The 23,216-nt window shown below is 42.3% G+C and carries 24 protein-coding genes; 11 read left to right on the top strand and 13 right to left on the bottom strand.

All coding sequences use genetic code 11. The features are described 5' to 3' along the window. Positions 1–954 (top strand): ribose ABC transporter permease RbsC, encoded by a 954-nt coding sequence (gene rbsC / locus ACTJKA_RS01365; protein ID WP_007497532.1) that lies wholly within the window; start codon positions 1–3, stop codon positions 952–954. A gap of 13 nt (positions 955–967) precedes the next feature. After that, complete coding sequence (gene rbsB, locus ACTJKA_RS01360; RefSeq protein WP_046526705.1) at positions 968–1,885, top strand: ribose ABC transporter substrate-binding protein RbsB; 918 nt, start codon at positions 968–970, stop codon at positions 1,883–1,885. Positions 1,886–2,118: 233 nt separating this feature from the next. On the opposite strand, the gene ACTJKA_RS01355 is transcribed toward rbsB, so the two are convergent. Both ACTJKA_RS01355 and alsR read right to left on the bottom strand, forming a co-directional pair. Then, positions 2,119–2,736, bottom strand: coding sequence for a flavin reductase family protein (locus ACTJKA_RS01355; protein WP_171465851.1), 618 nt, complete (start codon positions 2,734–2,736; stop codon positions 2,119–2,121). A 59-nt stretch (positions 2,737–2,795) separates the two neighbouring features. After that, positions 2,796–3,683 carry an acetoin biosynthesis transcriptional regulator AlsR gene (alsR, locus tag ACTJKA_RS01350; protein ID WP_008343276.1) on the bottom strand — a complete coding sequence of 296 codons (888 nt, stop codon included), beginning with the start codon at positions 3,681–3,683 and terminating at the stop codon, positions 2,796–2,798. Positions 3,684–3,833: 150 nt separating this feature from the next. Here alsR and alsS point away from each other — a divergent pair, with 150 nt between their 5' ends. From alsS to ACTJKA_RS01325, 5 genes are all read left to right on the top strand, one after another. Beyond that, the gene (gene alsS / locus ACTJKA_RS01345) at positions 3,834–5,534 is read left to right on the top strand and encodes an acetolactate synthase AlsS (protein WP_136944600.1); all 1,701 of its coding nucleotides are present in this window, start codon (positions 3,834–3,836) and stop codon (positions 5,532–5,534) included. Between the two features lie 44 nt (positions 5,535–5,578). Next, positions 5,579–6,340: an acetolactate decarboxylase gene (gene budA, locus ACTJKA_RS01340; protein ID WP_370529243.1), complete on the top strand. Its 762-nt coding sequence runs from the start codon at positions 5,579–5,581 to the stop codon at positions 6,338–6,340. 153 nt (positions 6,341–6,493) lie between these two features. After that, a complete protein-coding gene (locus tag ACTJKA_RS01335) occupies positions 6,494–6,970 on the top strand; it encodes an Lrp/AsnC family transcriptional regulator (protein WP_017360010.1) in 477 nt (158 codons plus the stop codon). 37 nt (positions 6,971–7,007) lie between these two features. Then, entirely contained in the window at positions 7,008–7,568 is a 561-nt protein-coding gene (locus tag ACTJKA_RS01330; protein WP_212046989.1) for a chromate transporter, read from the top strand. After that, positions 7,568–8,101: a chromate transporter gene (locus ACTJKA_RS01325; protein ID WP_007497548.1), complete on the top strand. Its 534-nt coding sequence runs from the start codon at positions 7,568–7,570 to the stop codon at positions 8,099–8,101. The genes ACTJKA_RS01330 and ACTJKA_RS01325 overlap by 1 nt, the downstream gene beginning before the upstream one ends. A gap of 40 nt (positions 8,102–8,141) precedes the next feature. Here ACTJKA_RS01325 and ACTJKA_RS01320 read toward each other — a convergent pair whose 3' ends face one another. Beyond that, positions 8,142–9,461: a UDP-glucose dehydrogenase family protein gene (locus ACTJKA_RS01320; protein ID WP_322536065.1), complete on the bottom strand. Its 1,320-nt coding sequence runs from the start codon at positions 9,459–9,461 to the stop codon at positions 8,142–8,144. Between the two features lie 114 nt (positions 9,462–9,575). Further along, on the bottom strand, positions 9,576–9,719 hold the full coding sequence (locus tag ACTJKA_RS01315) for a hypothetical protein (protein WP_003214884.1): 144 nt from the start codon (positions 9,717–9,719) through the stop codon (positions 9,576–9,578). Positions 9,720–9,905: 186 nt separating this feature from the next. On the opposite strand from ACTJKA_RS01315, the gene ACTJKA_RS01310 reads away from it, so the two are divergent. Both ACTJKA_RS01310 and ACTJKA_RS01305 read left to right on the top strand, forming a co-directional pair. Next, positions 9,906–11,513: an SWIM zinc finger family protein gene (locus tag ACTJKA_RS01310; RefSeq protein ID WP_440607584.1), complete on the top strand. Its 1,608-nt coding sequence runs from the start codon at positions 9,906–9,908 to the stop codon at positions 11,511–11,513. Further along, positions 11,500–14,277 carry a DEAD/DEAH box helicase gene (locus ACTJKA_RS01305; protein WP_008343293.1) on the top strand — a complete coding sequence of 926 codons (2,778 nt, stop codon included), beginning with the start codon at positions 11,500–11,502 and terminating at the stop codon, positions 14,275–14,277. The genes ACTJKA_RS01310 and ACTJKA_RS01305 overlap by 14 nt, the downstream gene beginning before the upstream one ends. Positions 14,278–14,349: 72 nt before the next feature. On the opposite strand, the gene ACTJKA_RS01300 is transcribed toward ACTJKA_RS01305, so the two are convergent. The 3 genes from ACTJKA_RS01300 to ACTJKA_RS01290 all read right to left on the bottom strand — a co-directional run bounded on the left by ACTJKA_RS01300 (position 14,350) and on the right by ACTJKA_RS01290 (position 16,900). After that, complete coding sequence (locus ACTJKA_RS01300) at positions 14,350–15,138, bottom strand: STAS domain-containing protein (RefSeq protein WP_017360015.1); 789 nt, start codon at positions 15,136–15,138, stop codon at positions 14,350–14,352. A gap of 153 nt (positions 15,139–15,291) precedes the next feature. Continuing rightward, positions 15,292–16,152, bottom strand: a complete 861-nt coding sequence (locus ACTJKA_RS01295; protein ID WP_025208115.1) for a Cof-type HAD-IIB family hydrolase — start codon at positions 16,150–16,152, stop codon at positions 15,292–15,294. A gap of 391 nt (positions 16,153–16,543) precedes the next feature. Then, positions 16,544–16,900: a hypothetical protein gene (locus tag ACTJKA_RS01290; RefSeq protein ID WP_025208116.1), complete on the bottom strand. Its 357-nt coding sequence runs from the start codon at positions 16,898–16,900 to the stop codon at positions 16,544–16,546. A gap of 117 nt (positions 16,901–17,017) precedes the next feature. On the opposite strand from ACTJKA_RS01290, the gene ACTJKA_RS01285 reads away from it, so the two are divergent. Then, complete coding sequence (locus ACTJKA_RS01285; protein ID WP_003215215.1) at positions 17,018–17,428, top strand: YwpF-like family protein; 411 nt, start codon at positions 17,018–17,020, stop codon at positions 17,426–17,428. Between the two features lie 224 nt (positions 17,429–17,652). On the opposite strand, the gene mscL is transcribed toward ACTJKA_RS01285, so the two are convergent. After that, positions 17,653–18,048, bottom strand: coding sequence for a large conductance mechanosensitive channel protein MscL (gene mscL, locus ACTJKA_RS01280; RefSeq protein WP_007497563.1), 396 nt, complete (start codon positions 18,046–18,048; stop codon positions 17,653–17,655). A 126-nt stretch (positions 18,049–18,174) separates the two neighbouring features. Next, complete coding sequence (gene fabZ, locus ACTJKA_RS01275) at positions 18,175–18,609, bottom strand: 3-hydroxyacyl-ACP dehydratase FabZ (protein ID WP_007497564.1); 435 nt, start codon at positions 18,607–18,609, stop codon at positions 18,175–18,177. A 219-nt stretch (positions 18,610–18,828) separates the two neighbouring features. Between fabZ and ACTJKA_RS01270 the strand changes: the two genes are divergently transcribed. Further along, positions 18,829–19,884: a tetratricopeptide repeat protein gene (locus ACTJKA_RS01270; protein WP_045033942.1), complete on the top strand. Its 1,056-nt coding sequence runs from the start codon at positions 18,829–18,831 to the stop codon at positions 19,882–19,884. Positions 19,885–19,898: 14 nt separating this feature from the next. On the opposite strand, the gene ACTJKA_RS01265 is transcribed toward ACTJKA_RS01270, so the two are convergent. The 4 genes from ACTJKA_RS01265 to spoIIID all read right to left on the bottom strand — a co-directional run bounded on the left by ACTJKA_RS01265 (position 19,899) and on the right by spoIIID (position 23,186). Beyond that, positions 19,899–20,717: a flagellar hook-basal body protein gene (locus tag ACTJKA_RS01265; protein WP_025208118.1), complete on the bottom strand. Its 819-nt coding sequence runs from the start codon at positions 20,715–20,717 to the stop codon at positions 19,899–19,901. A gap of 29 nt (positions 20,718–20,746) precedes the next feature. Further along, positions 20,747–21,586 (bottom strand): flagellar hook-basal body protein, encoded by an 840-nt coding sequence (locus ACTJKA_RS01260; protein WP_017360018.1) that lies wholly within the window; start codon positions 21,584–21,586, stop codon positions 20,747–20,749. Positions 21,587–21,720: 134 nt separating this feature from the next. After that, a complete protein-coding gene (gene mbl / locus ACTJKA_RS01255; RefSeq protein WP_007497573.1) occupies positions 21,721–22,722 on the bottom strand; it encodes a cell shape-determining protein Mbl in 1,002 nt (333 codons plus the stop codon). 185 nt (positions 22,723–22,907) lie between these two features. Next, positions 22,908–23,186, bottom strand: coding sequence for a sporulation transcriptional regulator SpoIIID (gene spoIIID / locus ACTJKA_RS01250; RefSeq protein ID WP_008343327.1), 279 nt, complete (start codon positions 23,184–23,186; stop codon positions 22,908–22,910). Positions 23,187–23,216 lie beyond the last annotated feature (30 nt).

Below are 23,216 nucleotides of genomic sequence, written 5' to 3'. Positions count from 1 at the left end.
ATGAAACCACTTACTTCAAATGGACGATTTGACAACATCATGCAAAAGCTTGGGCCATTCTTAGGACTCATCATCCTTGTTGCCATTGTTTCTATTTTAAATCCGGCCTTTTTAGAACCATTAAACATTTTAAACTTACTCAGACAAATCTCCATTAACGCCCTCATTGCCTTTGGCATGACGTTTGTTATTTTAACCGGAGGAATTGATTTGTCTGTCGGTGCCATTCTAGCGCTGTCTAGTGCTCTGACTGCCGGCTTTATTGTATCTGGTTTGGACCCGATTCTTGCCATCATTGTTGGATGTATCATCGGTGCCATCCTTGGAATGATCAACGGTCTTTTAATCACAAAAGGAAAGATGGCTCCTTTTATCGCAACACTTGCGACGATGACGATTTTTAGAGGATTGACACTTGTTTATACAGACGGAAACCCTATTACTGGGCTTGGCTCTAACTATGCATTTCAGCTATTTGGCCGTGGATATTTCTTAGGCATTCCTGTTCCAGCGATTACCATGCTTCTCACCTTTATCGTACTTTGGGTCTTGCTTCATAAAACACCTTTTGGCAGAAGAACGTATGCCATTGGCGGAAATGAAAAAGCAGCCCTCATTTCAGGTATTAAAGTACCACGCGTCAAAATCATGATTTACTCATTAGCGGGCTTTATGTCTGCTTTAGCAGGTGCGATCTTAACATCTCGTCTCAACTCAGCCCAGCCAACAGCTGGTACGTCGTATGAACTTGATGCAATTGCTGCCGTTGTACTTGGCGGGACAAGCCTATCCGGTGGAAGAGGGCGAATTGTCGGCACACTCATCGGGGTGCTCATTATCGGTGTCTTGAACAATGGTATGAACTTACTTGGTGTTTCATCATTTTATCAATCTGTTGTGAAAGGGATTGTCATCTTGATTGCAGTCCTACTCGACAGAAAGAAATCTGCTTAAGGAGGCAGCTGCTATGAAAAAATATGTAATCTTGATCGTGACTCTCTCATTATTCATGCTTTCTGCCTGCTCGCTCGAACCGCCAGAGTGGGCCAAATCAACAAAGGATGGCAAGAAAAAAGACATAAAAATCGGACTGTCGATCTCGACTTTAAATAACCCATTCTTCGTTTCTCTTAAAAACGGTGTGACAAAAGAAGCGAAAAAGCTTGGCATCGAAGTTGTCATTGCCGATGCACAAAATGATTCAGCCAAACAAACAAGTGATGTAGAAGATTTAATTCAACAAGGGGTCGATGCATTACTCATTAACCCAGCCGATTCCTCTGCCATATCAACGGCTGTCGAATCTGCGAATGCTTCAGACATACCGGTCATCACATTAGACCGCTCGGCAGAAAGCGGAAAGGTTGAAGCGCTCGTTGCTTCCGATAACATCAAAGGCGGCGAAATGGCAGCTAACTTTATCATCGACAAGGTTGGTAAAGGTGCAAAAGTGGCTGAACTAGAAGGTGTACCAGGTGCTTCTGCGACACGTGAACGAGGAAAAGGGTTCCACCAAATCGCAGACAAACAGTTAGATGTCACAGCAAAACAAGCCGCTGACTTCGACCGGACAAAAGGGCTCAACGTGATGGAAAACCTTCTTCAAGGAAACCCTGACATCAAAGCCGTTTTTGCCCACAATGATGAAATGGCACTTGGCGCACTAGAGGCCATCCAAAGCTCTGGAAAAGACATTCTTGTCGTCGGTTTCGACGGTAATGAAGATGCACTCAACTCGATCAAAGCAGGAAAACTATCTGCAACAGTCGCGCAGCAGCCAGAGCTGATCGGTCAACTGGCAGTCGGCGCTGCTGACGATGTATTAAAAGGCAAAAAGGTAGAAAAAAATATCGCCGCACCATTGAAACTAGAACAAAAGAAATAAACACTAAACCCCCGATAGCCTCGGGGGTTTTAGATTATAGACAAAGGCTGAAATGAACTTGATTTTAGCCCTTTGTCTTCTTTTCAGCGTGATAGAAAACCTTTGCAGTCTAGGAAGGACGAGCACCGGAGCAGAGCGAATTGACATTCGTGAGCACCGAAGCGCAGGACTGACAAAGAATGCGAGAGTTTGTCTACACGCTGGACCCCCGATAGCCTCGGGGGTTTTAGATGTTATTCCGGTCTCTTCAGTACAAATGGCGTGCCTAAATGGGCATAATCATTCCCCGCTAAACGTGCAACTGGCTTTAATTCATTCGTAAAAATATATCCTTTTTCCGCATCATAGACGGATTCATCTAAATGCGCACACACCACCCGGCCAATGATATGATCGACTGTGATCTCCCCTTCATCATTTTGAAAGGTCAGATGTTTTTCCAGCTGACATTCAAAGCGAATGCGTGCTTCCTTGATTCCTGGCACTGACACCACGCTGCTCTTCACTTGATGAAGACCGGTACGAGTCAGCTCACTCTCATCCTCTGGCAATGTAGCAGCTGTTTCATTAATATCTTCAATCATCGCTTCATCACTCACATGGACAACAAATTCTTCCCTGTCGATGATATGTTTTGCTGTATCTTTCATCTCTCCTTGACGACGTCCAATAGAAACAGCGATCAGCGGAGGATGACCGCTGATGACATTAAAGAAACTAAATGGTGCAGCATTGACGATTTCTTCTTTAGAAAGGCTTGTAATAAATGCAATGGGTCTTGGAACGACGGAACCAGATAATACTTTATATGCTTCTTTTCGTGACAACTGATCCATTTGTAATGTAATCACTTCAGACATGCCTCCTCTTGTATGTAACGACATCATACCATACCCCGTTCTCTCTTCCCTTATTCCGGCTCAGCACGATGGAGAATATGATGGACAAGATGAAACAATGCCGGATTATGATTTTCTCGTCTATAAGAAATGGTCCATTCCGCGAGTAGCTGCTCACCTTCAATTGACCGATACACCACATCTAAATTAAATAAACGCCGGGCCGATGTTGGAATGATAGCAATTCCGATTCCCGCTGTGACAAGACCAATGACCATTTGATATTCTGCTGCTTCCTGCACGATATTGGGTGAAAATCCGTACTTTTCACAAAGTAGGACAAAATGCTGATAAAGGGACGGCCATGATTCCTTTGATAAAGAAATAATCGGCTCATCACGAATATCTTCAATCGTGACCGCTTCTTTTTCCGCCAGCGGATGGTTTTTCGGAATCGCAAAAATACATTCACTTTGCTTCATTAAACGACTGACCAATTCTTCTTGCGGTGATGTAGGATGCAAAAAACCAATATCAATCTCACCATTCAAAAGCGCCTCAAGCTGCTGCGGGACAGAGAGCTGTTGCAGCTCAATACTGACAGAGGGGTACAGCTCTCTGAATTCACGGACAACTGGCGGCAGAATATCATATGTCGCTGTACCAACGAAACCGATGATAATCTTCCCAAGCTCCCCTCTTGCCGTATGCCGGGCATGATCAACGGCTTTATCAAGCTGATGCAGCACCCCCCGGACCTCATGTAAAAAAACCTTTCCAGCAGCTGTTAACTCCACCACCCGTTTAGACCGGTGAAACAAAGGAAATCCCAATTCTTCCTCAAACTGCTTAATTTGCTGACTAAGTGGAGGCTGTGTCATGTTCAATCGTGCGGCCGCTCTGCCGAAATGCAGCTCCTCCGCGACTGTGACAAAATACTGCAAATGTCTCAGTTCCATCCTTTCACTCCTCAAACACTTATTCGTGAAACATATTAAAACTACGTTAAACATATATTGGAAAATTTATTTTGTGAAATGTATAGTAAATCATATCATGAAAATATATTTTCATAAAAAATTTTACTTGCCGAAAGGAGTGCGGGGTAAATGAATTCTCAAACACAACCCCTAACAAAACGAGGAGCAGAGTTGATTGTCGATACGCTCATTGCCCAAGGTGTGACCCATGTTTTTGCGATTCCAGGTGCAAAAATTGATGCAGTATTTGATGTATTAAAAGACAGAGGTCCAGAGCTTGTGCTGTGCAGACACGAACAAAATGCGGCATTCATGGCAGCAGCTGTCGGTCGTTTAACTGGCAAACCAGGCGTTTGTCTCGTCACATCAGGTCCTGGCGCATCCAATCTAGCGACAGGTCTATTAACAGCCAATACAGAAGGTGACCCTGTTGTTGCAATTGCTGGAAACGTCATCCGTGCGGATCGACTCAAACGAACACATCAATCACTCGACAATGCGGCATTATTCAAACCAGTGACAAAATATAGCGTTGAAGTACAAGACGTAAACAATATACCAGAAGCATTAACAAATGCTTTTCGCGCGGCACAAAGAGGTCAAGCTGGAGCAGCATTTATCAGCTTTCCACAAGATGTCGTGACCGAACACACCACACAAACACCAGTGTCTGCTCACCCTTCTCCAGAACTAGGTCCTGCACCGGATGCTCTCATCAGTTCGGCCATCGCCAAAATTCAAAATGCGCACTTACCTGTTGCAATTGTGGGAATGAAAGCTAGCCGTCCAGCTGCGGCAAATGCGACAAGAACATTATTAAAAACACTTGGTATCCCATTTGTCGAAACGTACCAAGGAGCCGGCGTTCTCTCAAGAGAGCTTGAGCCTCAATATGTGGGCAGAATCGGCTTATTCCGTAATCAGCCAGGGGACCTTCTCATTGAGAAAGCGGATGTGATTTTAACTATTGGCTTTGATCCAATCGAATACGATCCGAAGCATTGGAATTTGAAACCGCAGCAGCGTCACATCATCCATGTAGATGACATGCAGGCAGATATTGACCATTTCTATGAACCGACGCTTGAGCTTGTGGGCAATATATCTGAAACGGTGCAACATCTAGCCCACGACAGCGTTCCACTTTCATTATGCAAAAAGAACGTAGATCTCGTCACAGAATTACAAGAGCTGTTAAGTGATATCGAAAAAACACCAGAAAGAGAAAGTCATTTATCACACCCGCTGGATGTCATTCATACGTTGAGACGTATCATCCCAGATGACACGAAAGTGACATGTGATATCGGATCTCATGCCATTTGGATGTCTCGCCACTTCCGTGTTTATGAACCGAACACGTTCCTAGTGAGTAACGGAATGCAAACACTTGGCGTGGCATTACCATGGGCAATTGCAGCCTCCATATTGAATCCAGATGAAAAGATCATTTCAGTCTCAGGTGATGGCGGTTTTCTCTTCTCCGCCATGGAATTAGAAACAGCCGTGCGCATGAAAACAAATCTCGTTCATCTCGTTTGGAACGACAGCACATACGATATGGTGGCATTCCAGCAGGAAATGAAGTATGACCGTACGTCTTGTGTTGAGTTCGGTCAGATCGACTTAGTGAAATATGCAGAAAGCTTTGGAGCAACTGGATTACGTGTCAACTCACCTGAAGAGCTTTCAACTGTCCTTCAAAAGGGTATAAACATAGAAGGACCCGTTATTATTGATATTCCGATAGACTATCAAGACAACCCAGACCTCGCCAGTCAAAAATGGCCAGAAGTCTTTCGTGAAAAACACACAACGAACGTCAGATAAGACTTCGATACATTACTTTAAAGGAGTGAGCGGATATGGGTATGATGCACCCAATGAATCAACAAAACAACACAATACCGCAGGACAAAAAGCAAGAGGTCTATCAAGTATCAACCATGACCTCCTTGCTGGAAGCCGTATACGATGGAGATTTCTCCCTATCACATATTCCCGAGCACGGTGATTTTGGCATTGGCACATTCAATCAATTAGATGGGGAACTAATCGGCTTTGATGGCGCTTTTTATCGACTGCGCTCTGATGGAACAGCCACACCAGTAACCGATCAAGATTATTCACCATTCTGCTCTCTAGCATTCTTTGAAACGGACATCGTTCATCGAATTGATGCACCGATGACGTCCAAAGAGCTAGAGGAAGAAATCGACCGAATCTTACCAAGCAAAAATGTCTTTTATGCGATCCGCATCGATGGGTCATTCAAAAAGGTTCAAACCCGTACGGTTGAAAAACAGGAAAAACCTTACGTTCCGATGGTGGAAGCAGTCAAGTCACAGCCTATTTTCGATTTTGAAAATATTCGCGGGACGATCGCAGGCTTCCGTACACCACAGTACGCACATGGCATTGCGGTAAGCGGATATCATCTCCACTTTATTGATGATGATCGCAGCGTAGGCGGGCATGTATTTGATTACACTGTGGATCAAGTGACCATTCGAATTTCCCAAAAACGTCACATGAATTTACACCTTCCAAATACGCAGGAGTTCTTCCAAGCAGACATTGATCGTGCTGACCTTGCACAACAAATTGCCAGTGCGGAAAGCAGCCCAGAAAAATAAAATGAACACACCCCGGTGATACTGGGGTGTTTTTTCATGCAAAAAGATATGTTATCTTCTTTTATTATTTCATTTCGTTACTCAATTAAAAATCAAACATTCTATTCGTAATAAAATATGATAGAATATCAACAGAAGAAAGGTGGTTATACGGTGGCACATGAATATCGCATTCCAAACTTAACATTAGATGAAAGAGATAAACAAATTCTTTCCTTATTACACGAGGACGGGCGTATGTCCTACACGGATCTAGGGAAACAAGTCGGCCTTTCCCGTGTTGCTGTACAAGCCCGTATTCAGCAGCTCATTGAAGCAGGTGTCATTGAACGATTCACCGCTGTCATTAATCCAGCAAAGATCGGCATTCATGTCTCTGTCTTTTTTAACGTAGAGGTTGAGCCGAAATGTTTAGAAACAGTCGCCCTTCAGCTTGAGCAGGAAACAGCCGTCACAAGCCTTTATCATATGACAGGACCAAGCAAACTGCATATGCATGGCATTTTTCAAAATGAACAGGAAATGGAGACGTTCCTGACAAAGAAGCTGTACCCGCTTGAAGGCGTCGTCAGTGTTGACTGTCAAATGCTCATTAAACGATACAAAAGCCGAATGGGCATGAAATTGTAGATAGGAGTTGAACCACTTGCAATCATATCTTGAACTCATGATCGCCATGGTGCGAACCGGTATTCTGGGATTTGGCGGAGGACCTTCCGTGATCCCACTCATTCGCCATGAAGCGGTCGTCAAATACAAATGGATCAATGATGACGAGTTTGGAGAAACACTCGCCATCGCCAACGCATTACCCGGACCGATTGCTACGAAAATGTCGGCATACCTCGGCTATCGATTAAAAGGTGTATCTGGCGCCATTGTTGCAACAGCTTCACATATTTTACCGACATGTCTCGCTATGGTGGCACTTGTTACACTTGTCAGCGTCTTAAGCTCTTCAGTCATCATTCAAAATATGATCGGTGCTGTGACACCAGTGATTGCCGTTCTGTTAGGAATGATGGCATATGAATTTGGACAAAAAGCGTTGAAGGGCTTCGGCATGATCCTCGGAATCGCCCTATTCCTTTTGGCATTTGTCGGTCTTCAAGTACTCTCGATTCATCCAGGAATCATTGTCATCATCTTTTTATGTTATGGTGCCTTTCATTTTAGACTGAAAGATCGCTGGAATCGAACAAATAAAGAGAAAGGAGTGTCTTCGTGATGCTGATTCTCTTTTTATTCTGGGCATTCTTCTTATCCAATCTGTTAGGGTATGGTGGAGGACCTGCCTCCATTCCACTCAATTATGAAGAAATCGTCAATCATTTTCATTGGATGACAAACGAAGGGTTCTCCAATATGCTCGCATTAGCCAACGCACTTCCAGGTCCAATCGCTACGAAAATTGCGGCTTATGTAGGCTATGATGTCATGGGATGGCCAGGCTTTATCGTTGCACTGCTTGCGACGGTCCTACCGTCTGCTATTGGATTGATTTTATTGCTAAAACTCATTGATCGTTTTCGCCAATCTTCTGTCGTCAAAGGCATGACTCTATCTGTACAGCCTGTCATTGCGATGATGATGCTTTTATTAACATGGGAAATTGGCGGAGATGCCGTGAAAGCCATTGGCTGGACGCAATCACTTGCCATTGCCGCCATTTCATTTTTCTTTATGACCAAATTCAAATTGCACCCTGCTTTTCTAATAGTGGCTGCATTTTTATATGGCGGATTCATTCTTCCGCATTAACGCAAAAACCGATAACACGTGAAGTTATCGGTTTTTCTCATTACATATAAATAGGAGAGACAGGCCTACGCCCAATAGAATGATACTCGACCCCAGCTACTTCTGCCGCTTCAAGCGTATGACAATTCCGGCCATCAAAAATGATCGGCTGCCTCATGAAATCTTTATAAGCTGAAAGTGGAAATAACTGAATATCCTCCCACTCAGTTAATATACAGACAGCATCAGCATCCTTGATCGCCTCTTCAATCGTTTGAGCAAAAAGGACTTGATCAGGCAGTTCTTGAGCTGCATTGCGAGCGGCAGCAGGATCATAGGCTACGATCTCCGCTCCTAATTGATGGAGCTGATGAGCGATCGGGATTGACGGCGCCTCTCTCATATCATCTGTATTTGGCTTAAAGGAAAGGCCAAGAAGAGCCATTCTCTTCCCTTCCAAGCTTTCTCCCATCCGCTCCTTCACACTTCGAACAAAACTTGCTCGCTGCTCATTGTTGACTTTGATGACAGCCTTCAATAGCTCAAAATCATGGGACACATGCCCTGCAATTTGGACAAGGGCATTTGTATCCTTCGGAAAACAGGAACCTCCGTAACCAATGCCTGCCCTAAGAAACGAAGCACCAATCCGCTGATCGAGTCCCATCCCCTCTGCAACTCTCTCAACATCAGCTCCCGTTTTTCCACAAATCGAAGCAATTTCATTCATAAAGCTGATTTTTGTGGCAAGAAATGCATTTGATGCGTATTTGATCATCTCTGCGCTTTTCCGATCTGTTCTCACGAATGGAATGTGGAAATCCGCATACATAGACTCTAGCTGATCTAACCCGTTCTTTGTTTCGGCTCCAATCACCAGCCGATCCGCTCGCAGCGTATCTGAGATAGCAGACCCTTCTCGTAAAAATTCTGGATTCGATGCGATAGATAATGGCTCCTTACGACCTAACACGTGATGAATCAAATGATCAATTTGATCGCCCGTTCCGACAGGCACTGTACTTTTCACGGCAAGCACTGCGCCTGGCTTTGCTTGTAAGCCCATCTCCTTTGCCGCTTGAAAGACATACTGCAAATCAGCTTGACCGTCTGCCTGCTGCGGGGTACCGACAGCAATCATTAACACGTCAGCCTGCGAATAGGCTGACGCTCCATTTATGTGAAAACGAATGCGTCCTTGCTCCATATTCCGTTTGAGCAGTTCTTTTAATCCCGGCTCGTACATCGGAGGATTCCCTTGCTTCAGCTGCATGACCTTCCGCCGGTCAATATCCATACATGTCACATCATGTCCCGCCTCAGCTAAACACACCCCTGTGACAAGCCCTACATACCCACAGCCTGCAATCGCAACCTTCATGACACATCAGCTCCCCATACTCCTTATGCTTGTAATGTCATCGTATGCCGGGGATTTTCGTTCCATTCATAAAAGCATACAAAAACCCCCTGCTGAGAGAGCAGGGGGCTACTTTTATGAAACAAGGCCATTTCGAATATGAGCAATCAGATTTTCAAGCATTTCTTTTGTTGTGACATCATTGGAATTTTCACCAATATCATGAGCGTACATCAAAATCTTTAAAAACTCTTCTTGATTTAAACCCTTATTATCCATGTCTGTATCCTTTCGATTCCACTAATTTCATTATTATATGCTGTATGGTTGGTTTATGCAATACTCTAATACATCATTCGACAGCTTTTGAAATTTATGACCATTTTCATGAAAAACTTTTTTATAAATCACCATTGAGCTATAATAAAAGAATTGGAATCTTTTACTTGGTTAGGAGCGGATCAAATGCTTCAGCACAACATCAACGAAGAAGAAATCAAACAAACAGCCGAACAGATCAAAGAACTTCTTCCTGCAACAGATGAAAACAAGCAACTCATCAAAAAAGCATTGATTACTTATAGACAGGACAGCGTATATCGGCTCAAGCAAGAGTCTGATACCGAATGGTCAGCTTATGTACATGATGTCGTGGCAGCAAGAGTCCACCTTCATGTGCTGTTTCCAGCGAGAAGCAACTGCTCATGTCCAGCTGATGGACTATGTAAACACATCCTCGCTGTCTTCTTTTCGCTATACGCTCAAGTAGAGAGTGTGACCGGCTTTACAGAAAATTGGTCAGAGAAGGATGAATTACAGCGCAGCAAAGAACTCATTCGTCAGCACTTCCAAGTGAAGCGCCCAGATGAACAATCACTTCAGAGCTGGCTGAATTTTTTCCAGGAGGAATTTCACCTCTGGCTGAAACGGACACCGAAGCACCAGCAAACACCACAGCATTTGTATTACGGCTATTTATCGATCCTGAAAAAACACGCACCCACTTCACCTGAATTCAAGAGTTTGTATGCGATTCATACGTCCATCGATGTGTGGTTAAGGCTCCATGAGCTAATCGATCTCGGCCGTCTTGATGCCGAAAAAGACTTTTATTCGATGAATCCATATGTAGAACAGCTCATGAACACCATTTTTGATTCAGTGGATCATTTGAGGACATACGCCCTTTCCTTTTCCCTCGATCCGTTTCTTGAAAACACACCAACTGCCGTTCGGACACTTCTTCAAATCAGCGGACCTTTCCAGCATGAACGAGTTGCGGTCTTTATGGAAATGTGGGGAACTATATTAAATAGAGGGAAATGGGTCAAAAAAGAAACAGAATTACTCAAGAGCGCCCAACAGCAGGAGCAAACGGTTGAGCGCACCATTGGGCTGATGCATATGGATTATTTGCTAAAAGAAGACGAAAGACTCTTCCAGCAATTAAAATTGCTCAATGCAGATATGCTGCCAAATGTGCTCAATTGGCTAAAGGATCTCACAAACCGCAAGGACTGGAAGCGTCTCAAACTTTGGTATCAAGAGATCACATATGTATTAGAAGAATATTGCCAGCTTGATCTCTCTTATAGAGAACTGCGTGGAGCCGTCAGCGATTTCTTCTTTTATTTAGACGCGTACTTTAAACAGACGAAAGATCATTTCTTGTATGAACGCTATCTCCAAATCTGTATGCCTTATGCATTTACTGAATATAGTCAGCTCTTATATGCACAACAACGCTATGCAGAATGGATTGAAATACACAGCCTCGTTGGTTTCTCCATCAGTGAATTGGAGAAAGAACTGATCAAACAGATTGCAAAGGAAGAGCCTGAAGCACTCATTCCTTCGTACCACCGGGAAATCTCACTGCTTCTCGATCAAAAGAATCGAAGTGCTTACCGGGAATCTGTGAAAATGCTCAAAAAACTGCGTACGCTTTATCATAAAACGAAAAAAAACGCAGTGTGGGAAAGATATGTACAGCAGCTGCAAGATTCAACAAAACGGCTGCGTGCGTTCCAAGAGGAAATGAAGAAAGGAAAATTAATTGATGACACGCCATAAACAAATTGTCATTCATGCAGAACAAACCGAAGATTTCTCTTTCACCATTTCAGCGCAAGCAGAGGACGGACAGCCTGTACCGCTAAATGAAATGAAGAGGCAGCTTTTCCAATGGCACGAATCATCTTTTTACGGAACATTCTTAGAAGATGTGAGCTTTATTGGCACACCTGCCTTCCTGTTAAGTCCTTGGATGACCGTTGAATTGCTAGGGAAGAATTCATTCAATACTTTCAGCCATGTGACGTTAACGGATGAAACAGAGCCGCTTATGAAAACAGCCTCAACCATTTACGAATTCATCGAGGATGAAGATTTTGTCCCAGATTTCGAGGCATGGACACAAGGCATGCTTCGCTTTAAAGACAAAGAAGGTCTGTTAGATGGCTACACAGCTGATTGGTTCTCCTTTGCCGTACAGGATTACATTCAATATGATGATGCCTTGCAGCACAAATGGAACCGAATGACTGCTCAATCGCCTGCTCTTTCCTCCTTCCAGGGACATTTTTTAGATGAACAGGATTTCTTGGAAACGATCGGCTGGATCGATGATGAGACGCCTTTCACCGTCGGCTTGCGTTTAAATGAGCCTGATTTCGACGGGGATGATTGGAAAATTGAACTGTTTTTGCGTGATAAGAAAAACAGTGATCTGCATTTCTTTGAAGGCATCCGTTCTTTAAAAAAATCATGGCGTCCGTTTCAAGAAAAAATCACCAGAGAGCTGGAGCGGTTCGGTCAGATTGTCCCTTGGCTCTCATTTACATCTGGTACCACCCTCATGTCAGAAGAAGAAGCGTGGCTCTTCCTATCTGAAGCGAGTGAAACACTTGTGAACATGGGGATTGAGATCCTGCTCCCATCATGGTGGCAAATCGTCAAAGAAAGCACCATGATGCTAAAAGCACGGATTTCCTCCACACCACGAGGCGAATCGCACGTTGGAATGGATGCCCTTATGGACTTTAATTGGCGCTTTGCCACAAACGGTATTGAGCTGACAGAAGATGAGTTCAACGAGCTTGTTCAAAGTAAACGTCGTCTTGTCAATATTCGTGGACAGTGGATTAAAATCGATCCGACCTTTATCCAGCAAATGAAGAAATGGATGGAGCGCGCTGAGAACGAAGGACTTCATATGTCGGATATTTTGTCACGTGAACTCGCAGACCAAGAGGCCTCTTCTGAGTCGATTCCTGAGCTGCTAGACAGTTCGGCCTTTGCCCATATTCAATTTGAACTTTCGTCTCAATTACGAGGGCTTGTTCATCAGTTAAATGATACACAAGAGCTGCCATCCTACGAGATGAGTGAGTCCTTTAAGGGCACACTGCGCCCGTATCAGCAGCACGGTGTCAACTGGCTTCTGTTCTTAAGGTCTCATGGATTCGGGGCTTGTTTAGCAGATGATATGGGTCTTGGAAAAACGATTCAAATGATCGCTTATTTCACCTATTTGAAGGAGCATCAACAAGACGCCGCTCCATCTCTCATCATTGCACCGACTTCCGTATTAGGGAACTGGCAAAGAGAGCTAGAAACATTCGCACCACATTTGAATGTCGCTCTGCATTATGGACCATCACGTCCACAAGGTGAGAACTTTACAAAAGCGTACGAATCAACAGATATCGTCCTCACTTCGTATGGTCTCTCACATTCTGACCGTGATGAATTAACAGCAGCCAAATGGAATACCATTTGCTTAGACGAAGCCCAGAACATTAAAAATGCCCATACGAAACAATCGAGAGCCATTAGGCAATTAAAAGGACAGCACCACATTGCCCTCAGCGGGACACCGATGGAGAACCGTTTGACAGAGCTTTGGTCTATTTTCGACTTCGTGAACAAAGGATATCTCGGCAGCCTGACCAGTTTTCATAAAAAATTCGTCCTTCCGATTGAAAAAGACCGTGAAGAAAAAAGAATCCAACAGCTGCAGCAGCTGATCAAGCCATTCTTATTAAGACGGACAAAACAAGATGAAGAAGTCGCACTCAATCTGCCAGAGAAACTAGAAGAAAAAGAATTCATCCCGTTATCTGCAGAGCAGGCATCTTTATATGAACAGCTGGTCAAAGATACATTCGAACATATGGCCTCATTAACAGGGATGCAGCGGAAAGCCATCATTTTAAGTATGCTTGGCAGACTCAAACAAATTTGCGATCACCCTGCTCTTTATTTAAAAGAGAGCGGAACAGATGTAAAATTGTTGAAACGTTCATTAAAAATGGATAAATTAGCAGAGCTGTTAAAAGCCATACACGAACAAGGAGAAAGCTGCCTCATTTTTACGCAGTATATTGAAATGGGCAACATGATCAAACAGCTCGCCGAAAAGATGTTTGGAGAACCAGTTCAATTTTTAAATGGGAGCTTATCAAAACATGATCGGGACAAAATGGTGGAACGCTTCCAGAAAAAAGAGTTCAACATCTTAATTCTTTCTTTAAAAGCAGGAGGAACCGGACTAAACTTAACCGCCGCCAATCATGTCATTCACTACGATAGATGGTGGAATCCTGCTGTAGAAAACCAAGCAACAGACCGTGCTTACCGCATCGGGCAAAAGCGGTTTGTTCATGTCCATAAGATGATCACAACCGGCACGATAGAGGAAAAAATTGATCAAATGCTCGAAACAAAACAAACGTTAAATGATCAAATTATCCAAAGTGAAAGCTGGATTACAGAGCTGTCAACGAACGAACTAGAAGATTTATTCACGTTAAGTGCAGCCGCTCAATCATCGTAATGACAGCAAAAAGAGGACTTTTCTCAGGGCGTGATGAAAAGTCCTCTTTTTTAATCTCATCTAAAGGAATGCTTAAATTTGCAGCTTTTTCAATGCAGATTTCACATTCATATACGTGTTCAACTCACGGAAGTCCTCTCTCATTTCTCCCATTTTCATCGCAAGATTTGGTTTAATACCTGTCACGATCAGTTCTGTGCCAGTCATTAAAATCAAATCATTCAGCTTAAAGATCGCATCCGCCACAAATGAATCCACCTCTAATAAACCAGACAGATCCACAATGAAGTAATCGTCTTTGGATTGAGAGATATAAGTGGAGACTGTTGAGATGATTTTATCAAATCTTGGCGCTGTTAACGTACCTATGATCGGCAGGACAGAAATACCATCCTTCACCGGAACAATCGGGACAGAAATATTCAATACTTCATCAATAGATTGCTCAAGAAGCTCTTGCTGTTCCTTCTCTTTCGTAACATCCTTTTGCAGACCAACGAAATAAAGGCGTTTCCCTTCATTTTCATCAATCCATAGAGGCGCCACACTTAATTCGTTCCAAAACATTTGACCGGATTTTTTATAGTTTTTCAACTGAACAGTGACAGCCTCTTTGTTCTCAATGGCTGCCCTAATTTGTTTGAGAGCAATCTGTTCAGTTTCATCTCCTTGAAGGAAACGACAGTTCTTTCCTAATACTTCGGTTTCTTGATAGCCTGTCATATCTAAAAAGCCCTTGTTCACATATATTAAAGGATTATCAGGTAAAGACGGGTCCGTCACCGTCAGGCCAACCTGAGTATAGTCTAAGGCTTCCTTGATTAAATGCAGATTGTCGGACTTATAAGATTCCAGCGCCATTCGTTTACTCTCCTTAACTTCCTTACAAGCGGGTTATATTCATAATTAAATTATATGATGTTCCATAGCGGGTGTAAATAGAAGTAGTTCTGAATTCCTCTTTTGTAGAATGCGCTTCACCCTATGTCATTTATACAAATACATACGATTCAATTATTTCAAAAGATGTTGAATCATATGTGCCACCCCATGTTCATCATTTGTTAACGTGACGTGATCAGCTAATTCTTTTATATCCTTTCTCGCATTCCCCATTGCAATTCCAACCCCAGCTGCCCGAATCATCGATTCATCATTTAAACTGTCTCCTACAGCCGCTGTTTGGCTTAATGGAATACCGAGCTTTTCTGCCAGCCTGGTTAACGCCTGCCCTTTCGACGCTTCCTTTGCACCAATTTCAAAGTTATGATCAGCCGAACTAACCAATGTTAATTCAGAATCATGTCCAAACGCATCCCATCCGGCTTTCAATCTGTCTTGAAAAAATGAGAAACCTAAGATGTTATAAAACGAAAGATTCTGATCCTCACGAAACAATTCTTGATATGTATCAATATAAGCAAAACCTGACTGGCTGTATTGAACTTCAGCCGCTTGCTCAAGAACACGCTGATCCGTTTCTGGATTTGCACTCTTTAAGCGGTCCATTTCTATCGCCAGAAGCTCTCTGCCGCGGTTTGGTGTGTAAATGGCTTCATTCGTAAACACTTCATAGTAATAATCACGCTCCTCAAGCCATGATAAGATGTGTTTTGCTTTTTCTTCTTCTAGAACAGCCGAATGATATACCTGACCTTTGGGATCATGAATCACAGCTCCATTTGCACTGATGACCCACGTATTCATCCCAAGCTGATCAAAAATAGATTTCACATCAAAATACGCTCTTCCTGTTGAAACGACAACCTCAATCCCACTCGCCGCTGCTTCCTTTAACGCCTGCTCGTTTTCCTGACTCACTTTGTGCTCACTGTTCAATAAAGTTCCGTCTAAATCCGTTGCGATTAATTGAATGTTTGTCATCGGTCTCTCCTTTTTTGCCTGCATTTTCAGTTGACCTTCCGTTTATCAAATCCATCATCATTATGAAATGAGTATCCACTATTTGCAAGGGATGATCGGCTTATCAATGAATATAAGAGTACCCGGTCACGCTACATGACCGGATACGCATAAGGGGATTCACAGGGGACACATGACTGATACAAAGAAACCTTGGTTCTACTATTACGCAGTGAATATGTGTACAAGACAAAGTCTATCAGCTATAGCTAGAGGGGGGCCGCGAGATGATAGACCTTTGCCTTTTGCCTCCTTTCCTTTCAGCTAACCCTAGTCTACTGAGAAATAGCACAAGAGACAAAAAACGAAAATGACAAAATCGTTCTTCAAATTCTTTATTTCCTCAATCATTTTTACTTTTTACCGCTTGCGTATAAAACATCATCTTATTTTGTTTGACGAAATACTTATTTTTCATAAATTGATAAAAAACATCTGAATGAATCCAATTACTAGAAGGCATGTGAATATAGTCAGACCCGTCCCACGCGAACCAATAAAAACAAAGCCTTCCATCATGAATTGACAATTGAAATTCAAAACAGTCCATTTGATCGTCTGTCACGTATTGAAAAGTGAGGGACTCCCCTTCTTCCATATACACATCACAAAATGAGAGAATATCTCCCCATGTATAGACCCTCACATTGCTTTCCTTTTCCTCACCAATCTGTATGTTTCGAAGTTGATAGGACTCCATAAAACATCTCCTTTCACTTATATGCAGCTAGTTCTGAGTAGGCAGCGGTTTCATTTATACAGATGTTGTATGCTATAATGATACTTACGAATAATGAACGCTTGTGAGGTGATAAATATGAAAACCTTTAGGCTGATTGATTTAAAAATCGAACTTGATCCAAAGCAAGATAAAATGTCCAGCATTCCCCTTCGTGACGGCTTAATCATTAATAAAGAAGATGGCGAAAATCACTGGATGATCGAGGCACTGATTCCAAAGAAGCATAGACAAGTGTTTGAGGTGCTCTTCCAGCAGCATACAGAAGTAAAGATTCTCGTGACGATTACAAAAGAAAACAACCGCCCTGTTCATCTATCGGTCCAAGTCAAAAACATCGTTGCCTTAGAAGAAAACATATCTGTATTACTCGACGGTAAAATGATCACAAATCGTTACAGAACAGAAACCGAAGAAGTATTAAAAGACCTCGTCAAAGAGGGGCTGTCAGGAGAAAAACTGCTGGATGCTTTTAAACAGAACACATAAAAAAAGAGCGGGATGAGCCGCTCTTAGATGATTGACAAAGGGCTAAAATGAACTTTATTTTAGCCCTTTGTCTTCCTTTTCAGTGTGATAGAAAACCTTTGAAGTCTAGGAAGGGCGAGCACCGGAGCAGAGCGAATTTAATATTCGTGAGCACCGGAGCACAGCCCTGACAAAGAATGCGAGGGTTTGTCTACACGCTGAGAGCGGGATGAGCCGCTCTTTTTCTATTGCACATCTTTCGATTGGCTTTGATTTTTCAATAAATCTCTAATTTCGGTTAACAACACTTCCGTTTGATCTGGCGTTTCAACCACTTCCTCTTCCTCTACCTTTTTCCGTTTTAATTTATTTAAATAACGAATAAAGATAAAAATGGAAAAGGAGATAATCAAGAAGTCGACCACTGTTTGAATGAAACTTCCATACAAAATTTGAGCAGAACCGATTTTAATAGACAATCCACTAAAATCATGCCCCCCAACAATAATACCAACAAGCGGCATAATTAAATCATTCACAAGAGAAGTGACAATTTTGCCAAATGCTCCCCCGATGATGACACCGACAGCAAGGTCAATCACATTCCCCTTGACGGCAAACTCTCTAAATTCTTTCAGCATTCTTTATCACCTTCATCTTTTTTTGTCTAATATGACGTTTTTTTGTCAAAAAAGCAAGTCCTTATCCGCTCTGGCTGAATGTTTCCATATAAAAAACGGTTCATACAAGATGAACCGTCAGACACATTACGATACTTTCGGACCGATAGAAAATGTCAGTTCTGCTTCACATGCCACTTCGCCATCTACTGTTGCAACTGCTTTTCCTTTGGCAACTGGACCGCGAAGACGTGTGACTTCAACCTCTAAACGTAGCTGATCGCCTGGCTTGACCTGTCTTTTGAATCGGCAGCTGTCAATCCCTGCAAACAAACCAATTTTCCCTTTGTTCTCTTCTTTACCTAACATGATGACCCCAAAAACTTGAGCAAGCGCTTCTACAATAAGCACACCCGGCATGACGGGGTATCCTGGGAAATGGCCATTAAAAAATTCTTCATTTACTGTGACATTTTTGATTCCAACCGCTCTTTTCTCACCATCAACTTCTAAAATACGGTCAACCAATAAAAATGGATAACGGTGTGGAATAATGTCTTGAATTTGCTGAGCATCAAGCATGTCTTGATCTCTCCTTCTTTTCTATATCGCTAATCTTCATTTGATTCCTATTGAAGTATATTATGAATGCAGTCATTTTTCAATGTTCAGCCAACATTTATGGTAAAAAATAGAATCTATCATTACCTATTGTCATGAAATATAATCCACTCTACACTCATCGTTTTTTCACAAATATGGTAATATATATTACATCATTGATTGAATAAGAGGGTAAAAATGAATTTTATAAGCGATAAATCCATTAAAAAACTTCTCCATTCGTGGTATACAATGCTAAAACATCGACATTTTTCGAAGGCTGAAGAGATCAAAACGTCCTTAACCAAATATAAACGTAGATTGTCAAAGAAACAGGAGCTTCATTTACATTATCAGCTTATGCTTTTTCGGCACCAGCTCTGGATGAACCAAACAGAAGACTTAGAAAAACTGAAGCATGAACTCATGCTCCACAAAGATCAAATGAATGATCAACTGCAATATTATTTTTACTTTTTTCTCGGTTTATACGAATCTTTAAAGAGCGATCAAAATGATGCCATTCATTATCTTGAAAAAGCAGAAGAAAAACTGCCCCTGCTAGACGATGAACTTGAGGAAGCGGAGTTTCATTTCCGTACAAGTGGTGTTTATTATAACAACCGCTATTCACTGTTATCCATTCGACATGTTGAAAAAGCCATGGATATCTTTGCAAAGCACGGGGATATCCACAGCATTTATCGGTGCAAAATTGTGCTCGCCCTTAACTTTAGTGATCAAAAAAAATATGAAGAAGCAGAAGCTATTTTGATTGAAATTATCGAATACGTGAAAATGATTGATGACCAAGAACTGCTTGGTATCGTGTATTATGACGCTGGTTTTATCAAGTCGAGACAGAATCGTCATAAGGAAGCACTAGAATACTTTAAAAAAGCGCTTCGGCTCCCAGCATACCGGAAATCTGCCCACTCCTATGTATCGTGTCTCTATGAAACTGTGCGTTCCTGCTTTAAAGAGAATTTAACTGATGAAGGAATGAAGTATATTCAAAAAGGGCTAAAAGAAGCCGTTGATGCCCAATTTGATTTATTAAGAATCAAGTTCCAAATTTTATTCCTTCTCTACAGCCAAACGCCCAAGGCAGATGAACAGATTGCTACACTCGTCACATGTCTTGAACGAAAAGAAGCCTGGATTGATCTTGAAGATCTGCTTGCAGATGTCTCAGATTTTTATAAAAAAAAGGGCGACTTTGAGCGAGCCGCCTTTTTTATCATGAGAGGCTGACATCCGCCTGCTCATTATCGAATGGTATTAATGAGTCCTAGCATCTGATCGCCCATCGTAATGGTTCTTGAGTTCATCTGATACGAACGCTGTGTTGTCATGAGGTCTGTTAATTCTTTAGACATGTCCACATTCGACGTTTCAAGTGCACCTTGCTGAAGTTGAATGGCCTGACGGTTTGCCCCATTCAGTGCCATTAAAGCGCCTTGATAGTTGCCGTCGACTGAGAACAAATTTTCTCCTTCAGAGATGAGTGCTGAAGAATTATTCACTTGAACAACCCCAAGATTCACCTGCTGATTCGGTTGATTGCCTCGAGAAATAGCTGTAAGCCGGCCATTTTTATCGATAGAAATATCACGGAAATTCGCATTTAAGACAATCTCATTCCCGTTTTCGTCAAGAATCGGATGGCCTTCGCTTGTCACCAGCTGGACTTGATTCCGATTATTTCCTGGCTGTAAATAAAGAGAGCCATCTCTTGTATACCGGATGTTACCGCCAGCATTAACCTGCAAATACTGAGATGGCGCACCAAATGCAACATCAAGGTCACGGCCTGTTTCTTTAATAGACCCTTGCAATGAGTTAATGGATGCATTGACCATCGTTCCAGTTCCAAGCCTTAAACCAGCAGGTGTCAGACGACTGTTTGCCACCTGCTCATTTTTTTCATCTACCTGATTAAACTGTTGTCTGACCAGCTCTGAAAAACGGGTGTTTTTCGCGCGATACCCTGTTGTTTCACTGTTTGCGATGTTATTACTAATGATATCAAGCTGCTTTTGCACCTCGTTCATCGACACAGCTGCATTGATCATCGTTCTAAGCATGAGAATCCTCCTCTCTCTTCATTTCTTCATTAATACACTCTTCCGATTTCGTTCACTGCTTTTTCTAAACTCTTATCATATGCCTGAACCACTTTTTGGTTTGTTTCAAATGCGCGATAGGCTGTTGTCATTTCTGTATATGATTTCGTCACATCAACGTTCGACAGCTCTGATACACCTTGGCTTAATGTATAGGACATTTGACCGTTATTGACCGCACTTGGAAGAGGCTGATTATCAGCTGTACGGTATAAATCATTTCCTTCACGCGCAAGGTTTCTTGTATCCATTGCAACACGTACATCAATTTGTCCAAGGTTTTGTCCGTTTTCACTCACGGTTCCATCTGCGTTCACTTTGAAATTCTCACTTTGAACGGTAATCGGCTGGCCCGTCACGGAAAGAAGGGCACGTCCATTGATCGTCAACTGATTTTGATCATTCAATGTAATGGAACTGCTTTTCGTATAACGAACGCCTTCTGGTGTATTCACAGCATAAAAAAGCGCTGACTTTTGATTTGTCTCTGGGTTGATGGGTACATTATTTTCTACTAATGCGATATCCGTTGTTTGATCCGTTGTTTTTAATGTTCCTTGTGTAAATTGAGGAATTAACTCCTGCATGTATGTTCCCGTATTAATTCCGCCAATCGCCGTTTGCTGCGGGATACTAAAGCCTTTGCCTGAAGATGTTTGGAAACGTCCTGATTCCATTCGGCTTAGCAGCATTTCTGGAAATGCGCGCATGGCCCCTTCATCTGCTTTATAGCCTGGAGTATTCGCATTTGCGATATTATTTGAAAGCATTTCTGTCCGCCGCTCTTGAGCGATCATGGCAGATGTTGCGGTGTATAGTCCTTTTAACACGTGCTCACCTCATTCAAATTCTTTCACATGACCTAAAATCATCAGTACACAATCTTCTATGAAATATATCGGCATATTGGCAGGCTTCTTTAATAAAAATCCCCCATTCTTTCTAAAAAGAATGAGGGAAATCATTAGCTGAGTTTACGCTTTGGCAGCTTGTCCATATTATCAAGCATCACGCCAGTACCAACTGCTACACAATCCATTGGGTTTTCTGCAACGAAAACTGGTACTTTCAGCTCTTCTGCAAGCAATTGATCAAGCCCGTTTAGAAGCGCTCCGCCACCAGTAATGATGACGCCGCGGTCAATGATATCAGCTGATAATTCAGGTGGTGTTCTTTCAAGAACTTGTTTCGCAGCCTGAACAATGGCAGATACAGATTCACGTAATGCTTCTTCTACTTCTTTGCTTGTGACGGTAATCGTTCTTGGTAATCCTGTCACCATGTCTCGTCCACGAATCGAGATCTCTTCGTGACGTGCGTCTGGGAATACCGTTGCAACTTGGATCTTAATGTCCTCTGCAGTTCGCTCACCGATCAACAGCTTGTACTCTTTTTTGATGTAGTTGAGAATTTCCAGATCAAATTTGTCTCCAGCCATTTTAATAGAAGAGGCGGTTACAATGTCACCCATCGAGATGACAGCGATATCTGTCGTTCCGCCTCCAATATCTACGACCATGTTTCCACTTGGCTGAAAAATATCCATACCAGCACCAATTGCTGCTACTTTTGGCTCTTCTTCAAGAAATACATGCTTCCCGCCGCTTTTTTCAGCAGCTTCTTTGATTGCCTTCTGCTCAACAGATGTAATGTTTGTCGGGCAGCAGATGAGCATACGCGGCTTAGAGAACAGCCCTTTCACATTCAATTTGTTAATAAAATGCTTGAGCATCGCTTCAGTTACTTCAAAATCAGCAATTACGCCATCTTTTAATGGACGAATCGCAACAATATTCCCAGGCGTACGTCCAACCATACGTCTCGCTTCTTCTCCAACAGCTAATACTTTCCCGCTGTTTTTATCAAGAGCGACAACAGATGGTTCATTTAACACAATTCCTTTTCCTTTGACATGAATCAGTACATTTGCAGTACCAAGATCAATTCCAATATCCCTAGCAAACATCTATATATATCCTCCTTGAAAATCTGTTTCCATAGCAAATACCACATTCTGCCCTAATTATATATTCTATCATAATTTGAAGAAAAAAAGATATTTCTTTACAAAAGTCTTTACAAAATTTGTGGTTAGAAACTACCGATAAGAGGAAGATATATATATCATGTTTATGAACAAAGAACTAAAGCTTACTGTTTTACAGGCTCACCTTCTAAAATTTCTTCTTTTTTATACTTTAACTTTGTGGCTTCTCCCCCTCGCAGGTGACGGATTGATTTATGATAATCCAGTATCTCCTTCACTTCGTTAGCCAGATCTGGATTAATTTCTGGCAGTCTTTCTGTTAGATCCTTGTGTACAGTACTTTTAGAGACTCCAAATTCTTTCGCAATTACACGAACGGTTTTCTTTGTCTCCACGATATACTTTCCTATCTTGATTGTTCGCTCTTTGATGTAATCGTGCACACCACTCGACCTCCCTAAAATGGATGTGAG

Source organism: Bacillus sp. 22190 (assembly GCF_052045575.1).
Taxonomy (GTDB): domain Bacteria; phylum Bacillota; class Bacilli; order Bacillales; family Bacillaceae; genus Bacillus; species Bacillus altitudinis.
Note: the sequence above shows the minus strand (reverse complement) of the source record. Positions and strands in the feature narration are given on the sequence as shown.

Excerpts from the sequence above, each read along its gene's own strand:
- mbl (WP_007497573.1), bottom strand. The coding sequence starts at position 22,722 with ATGTTTGCTAGGGATATTGGAATTGATCTTGGTACTGCAAATGTACTG.
- ACTJKA_RS01325 (WP_007497548.1), top strand. The coding sequence starts at position 7,568 with ATGCTGATTCTCTTTTTATTCTGGGCATTCTTCTTATCCAATCTGTTA.
- alsR (WP_008343276.1), bottom strand. The coding sequence starts at position 3,683 with ATGGAACTGAGACATTTGCAGTATTTTGTCACAGTCGCGGAGGAGCTG.
- ACTJKA_RS01285 (WP_003215215.1), top strand. The coding sequence starts at position 17,018 with ATGAAAACCTTTAGGCTGATTGATTTAAAAATCGAACTTGATCCAAAG.
- budA (WP_370529243.1), top strand. The coding sequence starts at position 5,579 with ATGCACCCAATGAATCAACAAAACAACACAATACCGCAGGACAAAAAG.
- mscL (WP_007497563.1), bottom strand. The coding sequence starts at position 18,048 with ATGCTGAAAGAATTTAGAGAGTTTGCCGTCAAGGGGAATGTGATTGAC.
- rbsC (WP_007497532.1), top strand. The coding sequence starts at position 1 with ATGAAACCACTTACTTCAAATGGACGATTTGACAACATCATGCAAAAG.
- ACTJKA_RS01305 (WP_008343293.1), top strand. The coding sequence starts at position 11,500 with ATGACACGCCATAAACAAATTGTCATTCATGCAGAACAAACCGAAGAT.
- ACTJKA_RS01300 (WP_017360015.1), bottom strand. The coding sequence starts at position 15,138 with ATGGCGCTGGAATCTTATAAGTCCGACAATCTGCATTTAATCAAGGAA.
- rbsB (WP_046526705.1), top strand. The coding sequence starts at position 968 with ATGAAAAAATATGTAATCTTGATCGTGACTCTCTCATTATTCATGCTT.
- ACTJKA_RS01315 (WP_003214884.1), bottom strand. The coding sequence starts at position 9,719 with ATGGATAATAAGGGTTTAAATCAAGAAGAGTTTTTAAAGATTTTGATG.
- ACTJKA_RS01310 (WP_440607584.1), top strand. The coding sequence starts at position 9,906 with ATGCTTCAGCACAACATCAACGAAGAAGAAATCAAACAAACAGCCGAA.
- ACTJKA_RS01290 (WP_025208116.1), bottom strand. The coding sequence starts at position 16,900 with ATGGAGTCCTATCAACTTCGAAACATACAGATTGGTGAGGAAAAGGAA.
- ACTJKA_RS01270 (WP_045033942.1), top strand. The coding sequence starts at position 18,829 with ATGAATTTTATAAGCGATAAATCCATTAAAAAACTTCTCCATTCGTGG.
- fabZ (WP_007497564.1), bottom strand. The coding sequence starts at position 18,609 with ATGCTTGATGCTCAGCAAATTCAAGACATTATTCCACACCGTTATCCA.
- alsS (WP_136944600.1), top strand. The coding sequence starts at position 3,834 with ATGAATTCTCAAACACAACCCCTAACAAAACGAGGAGCAGAGTTGATT.
- ACTJKA_RS01320 (WP_322536065.1), bottom strand. The coding sequence starts at position 9,461 with ATGAAGGTTGCGATTGCAGGCTGTGGGTATGTAGGGCTTGTCACAGGG.
- ACTJKA_RS01330 (WP_212046989.1), top strand. The coding sequence starts at position 7,008 with ATGATCGCCATGGTGCGAACCGGTATTCTGGGATTTGGCGGAGGACCT.
- ACTJKA_RS01265 (WP_025208118.1), bottom strand. The coding sequence starts at position 20,717 with ATGCTTAGAACGATGATCAATGCAGCTGTGTCGATGAACGAGGTGCAA.